A 13,124-nucleotide genomic window follows, 5' to 3' on the forward strand; every position below is an offset into this window, starting at 1 on the left:
CCTCCGTCCCCTGGGACCGGTACGCACCGATCCCAGGGGACGTTTTTGTGGCACCACGCCGCCGCGGCTCTCCCCACCAGGTGTTACCCCCTACCCGTCGATCCCGACTGGCGCCGGGAATCGCTTCCGATACGCTGGGCACCCGTGACCGCCGCATCGTCTCCGGGTAACTCAGATAACACCGCACAGTTCGACTTGATCATCGTCGGCTCCGGCTTCTTCGGGCTGACCATCGCCGAGCGCAGCGCGAACTTACTGGGCAAGAGAGTTCTCGTACTGGACCGCCGTCCGCATATCGGCGGTAACGCCTATTCGGAACCCGAACCGGAAACCGGTATCGAGATCCACAAATATGGCGCTCATCTGTTCCACACCTCGAACCAGCGGGTATGGGACTACGTCACGCAGTTCACCGAGTTCACCGGTTACCAGCACCGGGTATTCGCCCTGCACAAAGGCCAGGCATATCAGTTCCCGATGGGCCTGGGCCTGGTCTCGCAATTCTTCGGGCGGTATTTCACCCCCGACGAAGCGCGCGCGCTGATCGCCGATCAGGCGTCGGAGATCGAGACCGCCGACGCGCAGAACCTCGAGGAAAAGGCCATCTCGCTGATCGGCCGCCCGCTGTACGAGGCGTTCTTCCGCAACTACACCGCCAAGCAGTGGCAGACCGACCCCAAGGAACTGCCCGCCGGCAATATCACCCGGCTCCCGGTTCGCTACACCTTCGACAACCGGTACTTCAACGACACCTACGAAGGCCTGCCCAAAGAGGGCTATACGAAGTGGCTGGAGAACATGGCCGCGAGCGAACTCATCGAGGTCCGGGTGGACACCGATTGGTTCGATGTCCGCGACGAGCTGCGCGCGCAGAACCCGGACGCCCCGGTCGTCTACACCGGGCCGCTGGACCGCTACTTCGAATATTCCGAGGGCGAGCTGGGCTGGCGCACCATCGACTTCGAGACCGAGGTGCTGCCGACCGGCGATTTCCAGGGCACATCGGTGATGAACTACAACGACGCCGATCCGCCCTACACCCGGATCATCGAGCCGCGGCATTTCCATCCGGAACGCGACTACCCGACCGACAAAACGGTCATCATGCGCGAGTACTCACGTTTCGCCAAGACCGGCGACGAACCGTACTATCCGATCAACACCCCTGAGGACCGAGCCAAACTGACGGCGTATCGCGCGTTGGCCAAGCAGGAGACCGCCGGGTCGAAGGTTCTGTTCGGCGGTCGTCTCGGTACCTACCAGTACCTGGACATGCATATGGCCATCGCGAGCGCGCTGAACATGTTCGACAATGTGCTGCGCCCGCATCTGGAAACGGGTGCGCCGCTGGCCGAGGAGAACAACGACGTATGACCTCTGCATCACTGGCGCACAGCGCGTCCACCACCCGAGCCAAATCGCTGCTGCAGCGGGTGATCCTGCCCCGCCCGGGTGAACCGCTCGATGTGCGCACCCTCTACCTGGAGGAGTCGGACACCAACGCGCGCCGCGCGCATGCCACCACCCGGACCTCGCTGTCGGTGGGCGCGGAGTCCGAGGTGTCGTTCTGCACCTATTTCAACGCGCTGCCCGCGAGCTACTGGCGGCGCTGGAGCATTCTCGACTCCGTGGTGCTGCGGCTGGAACTCGCCGGGCACGGCCGGGTGGACCTGTACCGCTCCAAGGCCGACGGGTCGCGGATCCACGTCCAGGGTCGCGAGTTCGCCGTCGCCTCCGGCTCGGAGACGGTTTTCGTCGAGATGGAGGCCGATCTCGGGCCGTTCGAGGACGGCGGCTGGCTCTGGTTCGACATCACCACCGATACCGCGGTGACGCTGGTGGCCGGTGGCTGGTACGCGCCGGTCGAGGCGCCCGGCGAGGGCCGGATCGCGGTCGGGATGCCGACCTTCAACCGCCCGACCGACGCGGTCACCACGCTGAAGGCGCTCGGCGCCGATCCACTGGTGCTGGCGCAGGTCGACGCGGTGATCATTCCCGACCAGGGCACCCGCAAGGTCGTCGACGAACCCGGGTTCGACGAGGCCGCCGCGGTGCTCGGCGACCGGCTCGCCATCCACGACCAGCCGAATCTCGGCGGGTCCGGTGGCTACAGCCGGGTGATGTACGAGGCGCTGAAGACCACCAGCGCCGAGTTCATCGTCTATATGGACGACGATATCGAGATCGAACCCGATTCGATCCTGCGCGCCCTGGCCTTCGCCCGCTTCGCCAAATCCCCGGTGCTGGTCGGCGGGCAGATGCTCAACCTGCAGGAACGATCCCATCTGCATGTGATGGGCGAGGTCGTCGACCGCAATATCTTCATGTGGTCGGCGCCGCCGAACGTCGAGTACGACCACGATTTCGCCAAATACCCGCTGCGCGACCGGGACAACTCGAAACTGCTGCACCGGCGGATCGACGTCGATTTCAACGGCTGGTGGACCTGTGTGATCCCCCGGCAGGTCGCCGAGGAGCTGGGCCAGCCGCTGCCGCTGTTCCTGAAATGGGACGACGTGGAATACGGTCTGCGCGCCCGTGCCGCGGGGTACCCGACGGTCACCCTGCCCGGTGCCGCGGTCTGGCATATGGCGTGGAGCGATAAAGACGACGCCATCGACTGGCAGGCGTATTTCCACCTGCGCAATCGCCTGGTGGTGGCCGCGCTGCACCAGCCGGGCAACGGCCGGGCCATGGTCGCCAATACGGTCAAGGCCACCCTCAAGCATCTGCTCTGCCTCGAATATTCCACGGTCGCGATCCAGAACCTCGCGATCAAGGATTTCCTGGCCGGCCCGCAGCGGCTCTTCGAACTGCTGCCGAGCGCGCTGGGCGCCGTCCACGAACTGCGCAAACAGTATCCGGACGCGGTGATCCTGCCGTCTTCCACCGAATTGCCGCTGGCCAGCGGTATCGGGGTCGGCGCCGTCGGTGAGCCCGCCAACCCGCTGGCCAAGATCGTCCGCCTCGGCAAGGGCCTGCTGCACAATCTGCGGCCCGCCCACACCGAACACCACGACCGGCCGCAGCTCAACGTGCCGACGCTGGACGCGCGCTGGTTCCTGCTCTCGCAGGTCGACGGGGTCACCGTCACCACCGCGGACGGTCGCGGGGTGGTGTACCGCAAACGCGATCCGCGGCAGGCCTACGGGCTGCTGCGGGAGGCGCTGCGGCTGCGCAAGGAACTCGCCGACCGGCTTCCGGAGATGCGCCGGCAGTATCGCGCGGCGCATGCCGAACTCACCGGCGCCGCGGCCTGGGAGAAGGTCTTCGGTATCGACAGCGACGGAGGTAACCGGCGGTGAACGCGATGAACCCGAGCCTGCGGGATTCCGGATCGGAGCGCGGCGGCGACCCGGAGGTCGCGATCATCGAGGCCGTACAGGGCGCCATCGCGACTCCCGCGGTGATCTCCGCGGCACGTGGGATGTCGCATTTCGGTGAGCACGCGCTGGGCTGGATGGCGATCGCCGCCGTCGGCGCCCTGACCGATAGACCCCGGCGCCGGCAGTGGGCCGGGGTGGCGGTCGGCGCGGTGGGCGCCCACGCGGCGTCCATCGTGATCAAGCGCATCGTCCGGCGGCCCCGCCCGCACGCGCCGTCGGTGCAGGTCAACGTTTCGACGCCGAGCAAATTGAGCTTCCCGTCCTCGCACGCGACCTCCACAACCGCGGCGGCGGTGCTGCTCGGAAAATTGACCGGGCTACCCTTGCCTGCGGTGCTCGTACCGCCGATGTTGCTGTCCAGGGTCGTTCTCGGGGTCCACTACCCCTCCGATGTGCTCGCGGGTTCCGCACTCGGCGCCGCGTCCGCCGCTGCCCTGCTCGCCGCCGAAAAGAGACTCGACAGTGACCGCACAAGATGAAAAGGCGCTGCCCCGTATGAGTGAAGAGCCGACTGGCGCGGATCTGGCCGACGCCGAGATCAAGGGGCCACCCAAATCGCTGGCATCGGGCCTGATCAAGGCGGTCCGGCCGCGGCAGTGGGTGAAGAACGTCCTCGTGCTGGCCGCGCCGATGGCCGCCGGTTCGGTGATCGAACTCGATGTGCTCGGCAATGTCGCCATCGCGTTCGTGGCCTTCTGCATGGCGGCGTCGGGCATCTACCTGGTCAACGACGCCATGGATGTGGAGGCGGACCGGGCTCATCCCACCAAGCGGTTCCGGCCGATCGCGGCGGGCGTGGTCCCGGTGAACCTGGCCTTCGCGCTGGCGACCGTCCTGCTGGCCGGTTCGATCGGGCTGTCCTTCCTGGCGAACTGGCAGCTCGCGGTGGCCATCGCGGTGTACATCGGCGTCCAGCTCGCCTACTGCTTCGGCCTCAAACACCAGGTCGTGCTGGACATCTGCATCGTGTCCTCGGGCTTCCTGATCCGGGCGGTGGCCGGCGGTGTGGCCGCCGGAATCCCGCTTTCCCAGTGGTTCCTGCTGATCATGGCCTTCGGCTCGCTGTTCATGGCGGCCGGAAAGCGCTACGCCGAGCTACAACTGGCGCTGGCGACCGGAGCCAAGATTCGCAAATCGCTGGAGTACTACACCCCGACCTATCTACGATTCGCCTGGAGCCTCGCCGCGACCGCGGTTGTGGTCTTCTACGGACTGTGGGCCTTCGAACAGGGCGCCGCCAAAGACACCGAATGGTTCGTCATCTCGATGATCCCGTTCACCATCGCGATTCTGCGCTACGCGGTGGAGGTCGACGGCGGTAAAGCCGGTGAACCGGAGGAGATCGCTCTCGGAGACCGCGTCCTGCAGTTGCTGGCCATAGCGTGGATCGGAGCGGTAGGTGTCGCTGTCTATCTCTTCTGACGAGATTGCGGTAGCGGAAACACAACACGTCGACGAGCCGGCTGCCTCCGAGCAGTCGCGCTCGTCGCCGCGTTCCGCGCGGATCTCGCGTGGAGTATTCGCCGGTGGGATCGTGATCACCGTCGCCCTGTTCGCCTTCGGCGGCTGGCAACGGCGCTGGATCGCCGACGACGGCCTGATCGTGCTACGCACGGTGCGCAATCTGCTGGCCGGTAACGGCCCGGTGTTCAATCCGGGCGAGCGGGTGGAAACCAACACCAGCACGGCGTGGACCTACGTCGTCTGGTTCTTCAGCTGGGTGACCCAGGCCCGGCTCGAATACGTCGTACTGGGGATCGCGCTGACGCTTTCGCTGCTGGCGCTGCTGTTCGCCATGCTGGGCACCGGCAAACTCTGGGGCCCGGCGTCGTCGTCGCTGTTGATCCCGGCCGGCGCGCTGGCCTATATCGCGGTACCCCCGGCCCGCGACTATGTGACGTCCGGGCTGGAGAACTGCCTGGTCATCTGCTGGATCGCGCTGCTGTGGCTGCTGCTGATCCGGTGGAGCAAGGCGGTCCGGCCGGGGGTCGCGGGCATCCTCGTGCTCGCCTTCCTGGCCGGGTTGGCACCGCTCATCCGGCCCGAGATGGCCGTGGTCGGCGGCCTGGCGCTACTGCTGATCTTCTTCGCCCCGATGCCCGAATCCCGGCTGCGTCCGTGGCTGCTGCGGATGCTGCTGGTGGGAGTGGCCGGTGTCGTGCCGCTGTGCTACCAGGTCTGGCGGATGGGTTACTACGGTCTCCCGTACCCGAATACCGCGGTGGCCAAGGACGCGGGCGGTGCCAAATGGGGACAGGGCCTGACCTACCTCTGGGATCTGGCGGGCCCGTACTACCTGTATGTGCCGCTGGCGGTTCTGCTGGTGGCCGGGCTGGTGGCGGCGCGTACCTATCGCGCTCGGCCGGCCGACGGCCCGGACCAGGACAACGACGACCATCCCGCTGCCGGCCGGGTCCGGCGGTTCCGCGTCTGGCTGCGTTCGCCGTCGGCCGTGGTGACCCTGGTGCTCGCCGCCGCCGCGATCCTCACCGTGTACGCGCTGCGGGTGGGCGGCGATTTCATGCACGGCCGGATGCTGCTGCCGCAGCTGTTCCTTTTCCTGCTGCCGGTGGCGGTGATCCCGCTGCGGCTGCCGGAGCAAGGCCTACGGTCGCTGTCGCGCCGGGAGGCCCCCGCGTTCGGGATTCTGGTCCTCGCGCTGGCCGGGACCCTGGCCTGGGCGCTGCTGGCCTCGGGCACCACCGCGATCAAGACCGGCACCACGATCAACAAGTCCGGCATCGTGGACGAGCGGATCTACTACGTGCTCAACACCGGCCACGATCATCCGATCCGCGCCGAGGACTACCTCGACTACGCCCGCATGCGGCCGATGGTGGAGGGAATCGAGAACACCCCGGACGGCGGGCTGCTGCTGAACTCGCCCTCGTTCATGTTCTGGTACATCGCGCCGCCTCCCATCCCCATTCCGCCGGAGGGCGCGGGGCATACGGTCTACTTCCTCAACCTGGGTATGACCAGCATGAACGTCCCGCTGGATGTCCGGGTCATCGATCCGATGGGCCTGGCCTTCCCACTGGCCGCGCATACCGAGCGGCTCACCGACGGCCGGATCGGACACGATAAGAGCCTGTATCCGGACTGGGTGATCGTGGAAACCGGCATGGTCGACCGCAAACCGTGGCTGCCCTGGTACATGGACGAGGACTGGGTCGCGCAGGCGCATGTCGCGATGTCGTGCCCGGACACCCAGGCCTTGATGCTCTCGTACAAGGGCCCGCTCACTTTCGACCGGTTCAAGCACAACCTGCGGCACGCGTTCGACTTCGCCTCCTACCGGCTCGATCGGGTGCCGAAGTATGAGATTCAGCGCTGCGGTTTGGTGGATCCACTACCGCAACCGCGCTGATCTGCGCTTTTCTTGATAGCCGTCCGGTACCGGGAACGCGTCGTGCGATTCCCGGTGGGCGGGTGCTCTCAGCTCGGGTTAAGGTGCTCGCGTCCGATCCCGTTCAACGGGACCGGAAGTCGACCGCGCGGCCGGAGCTGCCGCACGACGGAGGGCGGGAACCAATGCGAGGTGTGAACGGCCGCGGTACCACGACCGGACAGCCGGGAGGGCGTCTGCGCGGCTGGCTGAAACGAACGGCGCTGTTGTCACTGGCGTTCGTACTACCCCTGAGCTTTTCGGTGGCCGGACCGGGGGCGCCGGCCTCCGCGCAGTTCGATCCCAGCGGTTTCGACTTCTGGGTCGATTCCCAGATGGGGCCGATCAAATCGCGGGTCTTCCGCGCCGCGGACGGCAATACCGCCCGGGTGGTGTACGCCCTGGACGGTATGCGCGCCCGCAACGATCTGAGCGGCTGGGAGCTCGATACCGATGTCGCCCGGGAACTGACCAAATGGAATATCAACGTGGTCATGCCGATCGGCGGCCGATCCAGTTTCTACGCGGACTGGAACGCGCCGAGTAATTTCTTCGGGCTCGGAAGTTCCGGGAGCGCGGGGGGAGTCACCGGGTCGGCGGGCGATTCGGGTTCGGGGCTGGCCTCCGGATCGGGCGCGGGGCCGGGTCTGTCGACCACGTACAAATGGGAAACCTTCCTGTCCCGTGATCTGCGCTGGGCACTGCGCGACCGGCTCGGTTTCAACCCCAACGGCAATGGCGTATTCGGGCTGTCCATGGGCGGTAGTGCCGCGCTCACCCTGGCCGCCTATCACCCCGATCAGTTCCGGTACGCGGCTTCCTATTCCGGATATCTGAACGTATCCGCGCCGGGTATGCGGGAAGCGCTGCGGGTGGCGATGCTCGACGCCGGCGGCTTCAATATCGACGCGATGGCGCCGCCGTGGAGCCCGCAGTGGTTGCGGATGGATCCGTTCGTATTCGCCCCGTTGTTGCGCAACAACAACACCCGGCTGTGGATTTCGGCCGGTAGCGGACTGCCCGCGGCCGCCGACGGCCTGGACTTCAACACCCTCAACGCCATGGGCCTCGAGGCGCTGGCGCTGGCCAATACCAGGGCCTTCCAGGTGCGGATGGGCGCGCTGGGCGCGCGCAACGCCACCTACGACTTCCCGGCCGTCGGCGTGCACAACTGGCGCTACTGGTCCACCGAGGTGTACCGGATGATCCCGGATCTGTCGGCCAATATCGGCTGAGCCGGACCGGGTCACGACCCGGACGCGCCGCGTTGCGAGAACGTTGCCGTGCCCCAGGAATCGGGGGCACGGCAACGGGCGTATATACCCACCCCTCGATTTGCTGTGACCTACACCACTTGATGGCAACAGGGGCGTACATTTGGTCGATTGATATACCAGGAGCACGCATCAGGTAACGGCCTGCGCTTCGGCGGAGCGCCGAGGTCTATGTATCCGAGATGGGGCCGGTAACGTAGCTCGTGATTTGCTGTCCGGCTGCCCAGGCGAAAGGTCTAGTCGAATGCGAAGTGCGCGTAGGCCCGGATCGGCGCGGCCCCATGGCTGGGCGCGGCGATGGGCGATGGGGATCGCCGTGGCACTGCTGGCCCCCCTCGCGGTGGGGTTGACCGATACGGCGCCCGAGGTCCGGGCGGCGCCGAACCCGGCGGGATTCGATTTCTGGGTGAACTCTCCCGAGATGGGCCCGATCCGGTCCCGGGTGTTCCGCGCCAAGGACGGCAACACCGCGCGGGTGGTGTACGCGCTGGACGGTATGCGCGCCCCGGAGACGCACAGCGGCTGGGAGATGGACACCAACGTCGCCAACGCGCTCACCGACTGGAACATCAACGTCGTCATGCCGGTCGGCGGCATGTCCAGTTTCTACGCGGACTGGAATGCGCCGAGTTCGTTCTTCGGTCTCCCGCCCACGGGGTCGTCCTCCGGCTCCGGCGCCCTCAACGTCATCTCCGAAGGGCCCGGCAAGAGCTACCGCTATGCCTGGGAGACCTTCATCAACCAGCATCTGCGCTGGGCGCTACGCGACCAACTCGGTTTCAACCCGAACCGCAACGGCGTCTTCGGCCTGTCGATGGGCGGCAGCGGTGCGCTCACCCTGGCCGCTTACCACCCCGACCAGTTCAGCTTCGCGGGCTCCTACTCCGGCTACCTGAACATCTCCGCGCCGGGGATGCGGGAGGCACTCCGGTTGGGCATGATCGACGCCGGCGGGTACAACGTCGATTCCATGGCGCCGCCGTGGAGTCCGCAGTGGCTGCGGATGGATCCGTTCGTGTTCGCCCCGCTGTTGCGCGATCACAACACCAGACTGTGGATCTCGGCGGGTAGCGGGCTGCCCGGAGCGGGCGACGGGTTCAACGGCAACACCGTGAACGGGATGGCGCTCGAAGCGCTCGCCCTGGCCAATACCCGTTCCTTCCAGGTCCGGATGATGACGCTGGGTGCCAACAATGTCGTCTACTCGTTCCCGGCGACCGGTATTCACTCCTGGACGTATTGGGAGGCCGAAGTGCTGCGGATGCTCCCGGATTTGTCCGCGAATATCGGATAACGGCAGTTGTGCCGGTCTCCACGCGGAGACCGGCACAACTCCGCGCGTGGAGACCCGAACAACGACAGCAGTGTGCCCGCCCCGGGGAAGCCTCCCCGGGGCGGGCACACTGCTGTCGATAGGAATTCGACAGGGGTTCGTATTCCGTTACACAACGCTGGTCGGAAGCCGATTTCGATAACGACCGAATATCGCGGCCCGCCGCGACATCAACGCTTCGGCAAGGTATCGTCACGGGGCGATCACAGCGTTCTCGCGGCGGATTTCGGCCATCCGATCAGCACGGCCTTGCTTAGGCTCGATGAGGTCGAATATGGTCCAGCGAGCACATCTGTGACCAGATCGTTGTAGCGCTGTCGGCCATGGGTTGGTCGGGACCGGCCGCCGGCGCCCGAGGAGAAACGGGGTGTTGTCCGCGCAGCGGTGGCGAACAACACCACAACAGCAGAAAGAGAGCAGAATTCATGCGTTTCGGCAGGGCAGCCGGCCCGAAGAGAAGTACGGGGTCGCGGTCACCTCGCGGTTGGCGTAACCGGATTCTGGCAATCGGTGCCGCGGTGCTGGCGCTTCCGGTCGCCGCAGGTATCGCGGCCCCGACCGCCGCCGTGGCCGCGCCGGTGGCGTCGCCCGTGCAGCGTGGTGCCTACGAGGAACTGATGGTTCCGTCGAGCATGGGCCCGATCAAGGTGCAGGTCCAGTGGGCGGCGCGCGGCGGCAACGCCGGGCTCTACCTGCTCGACGGTCTGCGGGCCCAAGAGGACCGCAACGCCTGGTCGTTCGAGACCAACGCGCTGCAGCAGTTCGGCAACGACAACATCTCGCTGATCATGCCGGTCGGTGGGCAGTCGAGCTTCTACGCCGACTGGTACTCGCCGAGCAACACCAACGGCCAGAAGTTCACCTACAAGTGGGAAACCTTCCTCACCAGGGAACTCCCGGCCTTCCTCGAGGGCTACGGCGTCTCCCGGACCAACAACGCGATCGCGGGCCTGTCCATGGGCGGTAGCGCGGCGCTGGCCTTGGCCGCCTACCACCGCGACCAGTTCAAGTCGGCCGCCGCCTACTCCGGCTACCTGAACATCTCGGCGCCGGGTATGCGCGAGGCCATCCGTATCGCGATGCTGGACGCGGGTCGCTTCAACGTCGACTCGATGGCCGCCCCGTGGAGCCCGCAGTGGCTGCGGATGGACCCGTTCGTGTTCGCCCCGCAGCTCAAGGGCCTGCCGATGTACATCTCGGCGGCCAGCGGCCTGCCGGGCCCGCACGATAAGCCGGCCTCGGCCCTCGGCCTGTTCAACACCGGTAACGCCATGGCTCTGGAGGCCCTGTCGCTGGTGAACACCCGTGCCTTCCAGGGGCGGCTGAAGTCGCTGGGCATCAATGCCTACTTCGACTTCCCGAACGTGGGCACCCACTCCTGGAAGTACTGGGAGAGCCAGCTCTTCGCCTCGCGCCAGATGTTCCTGGACTCGACCAACGGCTGGTGATCAACGGCATGCCGACAGGTTGCCGCTGAATCGATAGTTGTCGCGAACGGCGCCACCCGCTTCGAATCGAAGCAGGTGGCGCCGTTTGTTTTCGCCGGGTCCCGCAGTGACCAACTGGTTTGCTGTCAGCGCGTCCTACCGGGAATCAGCCTGCGGCAGCGGTACAAACAGTGTGTGGCAGGCAACACTCGCGGGTCCGGGGGGACGGCCGACCGCAGCGGTAGACGCGGCCGGTGGCGGCTGGCCGCCTTGGCGGCCGCTCTGATCCTGCCGTTCGCCGCCGCCCAGGTGCCCGCTCCCGCCCAGCCCACCGCCACCGCGGCGCCTGCCTCCATCCGCAATGTCATCTGGCATTCCGACCGCCATGTCGAGGTGTGGGTCAACTCACCCTCGATGGCTGCACCCATCCAGGTACGGCTGCTGCTGGCCCGGGACTGGAACACCCAGCCGAATACTCGCTTCCCGGTCCTGTACATGCTCGACGGTCTGCGGGCCACCGAAACCGAGAGCGGCTGGATCAAAGACGCGGGCGCCGTCGATTTCTTCGCCGACAAGAACGTCACCGTGGTGTTGCCGGTGGGCGGGCAAGGGAGTTTCTACTCCGACTGGGTTCAACCCGACAACGGCAAGAACTACAAATGGGAGACCTTCCTCACCAAAGAACTTCCGCCGCTGCTCGAGGGCCAGTGGCGGGCAACCGCCACACGTGGAATCGCCGGACTTTCCATGGGTGGCACCGCCGCAATGTTCCTGGCCGCGCGTAACCCCGAGTTCGCGAAGTTCGCCGCCTCGTATTCGGGATTCCTCACCACCACGAGCGCGGGTATGCCGCAGGCCATTCGCCTCGCCCTGGCCGATGCCGGTGGTTTCGACGCCGGGGCCATGTGGGGACCGCCCGGCAGCGAGCAGTGGGAGGAGCACGATCCCATGCTGCTGGCCGATCGGCTGAAGGATAAATCTCTGTACATTTCCAGCGGCACCGGCGCCTCCGGCAAACACGACGAAGGCACCGACATACCGGGCGTGACCACGAATATGTTCGGAATGGGCCTGGAAACCCTGTCGCTGCTCACCTCGCAGAATTTCGTTGCCGAACTCGGGAAACTCGATATTCCGGCCACCGTCAACTACCGGGCGTCGGGAACGCATACCTGGCCCTACTGGGATTTCGAGATGCGCCAATCCTGGTCACAGGCCGCGGCCGCACTCGGCGTTCCCGGCACGAAACCGGAGTGCGCGGTCGGCGGCGCCATCGCCGGCGTCGCCGCGGGAAACGACTGGCTGGGCGACTGCCTGACCGCCGAGTACCAGGTCCCGGGCGGAACCGCCCAGGACTTCCGCAACGGGAGGGTCTTCTACTCCGCGGACACCGGCGCGCATCCCGTATACGGCCGGATCGGCGGCGGCTACCAGGCCGCGGCCGGCCCGCAGGGCGGTCTCGGCCTGCCCGTCGGCGGCGAACAGGCGCTCCCGGACGGCCGCGGCCGCTTCCAGCCGTTCCGGCACGGGGCCCTGTACTGGACACCGGAGACCGGAGCGCAGATGGTGCGCGGCGCCATCCTGGACGAATGGGGCCGCCAGGGGTTCGAAGGGGGCCCCGCGAAATACCCGACCGGCCCGGAAATCGGCACACCGCACCGCGACGGCGCCGTCCAGCCCTTCGAAGGCGGCCCCTTCTACTTCAGCCCCGCCACCGGCGCCCACCGCGTGGAGGGCTTCATCCTGGGCAAATACGCCGAACTCGGTTTCGAGAACAGCTGGCTGGGCTTCCCGGCCGCCGGAGAAATTCCCCTGAAAGACCTGGGTCGTTTCACAACGTTCGAGGGCGGCAGTATCTATTGGAGCCCCCTCTCCGGCGCCTGGGCCGTCCGGAACGGCCTGATCATGGACGCCTGGCGTGACGCCGGTTACGAAAACGGCCGCCTCGGCTTCCCCATCAGCGACGAGTTCCCCATCCCGGGCGGAGTCCAGCAGAACTTCCAAACCGGCACCATCACTGTCCGAGACAACCGCGCCGAGGTCAGGTAGGCCGGGCACCCTGTACGAAACCCACCACCGTCACCGCAGCAAACCGGCTGCCGGCCCCTTCACCGGAATCCGCCCCACCCCCCACCCTTTTCAGACGCCCCGTCCGGCCGATCCGCGCCCCCACCAACCCGTCCGCCCCTCGGCGCCGAGTCTTACGAGGCCCTGAAAGGGTTCGGCCCGCGTCGCCTGTCAGCACGCGAGACAATGCGGCGCAGCCGCGAGGATGGGGGGGGGGGAGGCGGCGCTCAGGGGGGCGAAACCCCCCCG

9 protein-coding genes are annotated in these 13,124 nt (G+C 66.7%); all 9 read left to right on the forward strand.

What is annotated here, in order from left to right:
• The first annotated feature begins 144 nt into the window (after positions 1 to 144).
• The 9 genes from glf to AB0F41_RS19740 all read left to right on the forward strand — a co-directional run bounded on the left by glf (position 145) and on the right by AB0F41_RS19740 (position 12,857).
• The gene (gene glf, locus AB0F41_RS19700; RefSeq protein WP_357425746.1) at positions 145 to 1,374 is read left to right on the forward strand and encodes a UDP-galactopyranose mutase; all 1,230 of its coding nucleotides are present in this window, start codon (positions 145 to 147) and stop codon (positions 1,372 to 1,374) included.
• Positions 1,371 to 3,305: a glycosyltransferase gene (locus AB0F41_RS19705; protein WP_357425748.1), complete on the forward strand. Its 1,935-nt coding sequence runs from the start codon at positions 1,371 to 1,373 to the stop codon at positions 3,303 to 3,305. Before glf ends, AB0F41_RS19705 begins: the two co-directional genes overlap by 4 nt.
• A gap of 5 nt (positions 3,306 to 3,310) precedes the next feature.
• Positions 3,311 to 3,865 carry a phosphatase PAP2 family protein gene (locus tag AB0F41_RS19710; protein ID WP_357425766.1) on the forward strand — a complete coding sequence of 185 codons (555 nt, stop codon included), beginning with the start codon at positions 3,311 to 3,313 and terminating at the stop codon, positions 3,863 to 3,865.
• Between the two features lie 16 nt (positions 3,866 to 3,881).
• A complete protein-coding gene (locus AB0F41_RS19715) occupies positions 3,882 to 4,808 on the forward strand; it encodes a decaprenyl-phosphate phosphoribosyltransferase (RefSeq protein ID WP_357425750.1) in 927 nt (308 codons plus the stop codon).
• 4 nt (positions 4,809 to 4,812) lie between these two features.
• A complete protein-coding gene (gene zomB, locus AB0F41_RS19720) occupies positions 4,813 to 6,756 on the forward strand; it encodes a flagellar motor control protein ZomB (RefSeq protein ID WP_357425768.1) in 1,944 nt (647 codons plus the stop codon).
• 164 nt (positions 6,757 to 6,920) lie between these two features.
• Positions 6,921 to 8,009 (forward strand): alpha/beta hydrolase family protein, encoded by a 1,089-nt coding sequence (locus AB0F41_RS19725; protein ID WP_357425752.1) that lies wholly within the window; start codon positions 6,921 to 6,923, stop codon positions 8,007 to 8,009.
• A gap of 283 nt (positions 8,010 to 8,292) precedes the next feature.
• Positions 8,293 to 9,342, forward strand: a complete 1,050-nt coding sequence (locus tag AB0F41_RS19730; RefSeq protein ID WP_357425754.1) for an alpha/beta hydrolase family protein — start codon at positions 8,293 to 8,295, stop codon at positions 9,340 to 9,342.
• A 464-nt stretch (positions 9,343 to 9,806) separates the two neighbouring features.
• Positions 9,807 to 10,829 (forward strand): alpha/beta hydrolase family protein, encoded by a 1,023-nt coding sequence (locus tag AB0F41_RS19735; protein WP_357425756.1) that lies wholly within the window; start codon positions 9,807 to 9,809, stop codon positions 10,827 to 10,829.
• 267 nt (positions 10,830 to 11,096) lie between these two features.
• Positions 11,097 to 12,857, forward strand: a complete 1,761-nt coding sequence (locus tag AB0F41_RS19740; RefSeq protein WP_357425770.1) for an alpha/beta hydrolase-fold protein — start codon at positions 11,097 to 11,099, stop codon at positions 12,855 to 12,857.
• The last annotated feature ends 267 nt before the right edge of the window (positions 12,858 to 13,124 follow it).

This window comes from Nocardia sp. NPDC024068 (assembly GCF_040638875.1).
Taxonomy (GTDB): Bacteria; Actinomycetota; Actinomycetes; order Mycobacteriales; family Mycobacteriaceae; genus Nocardia.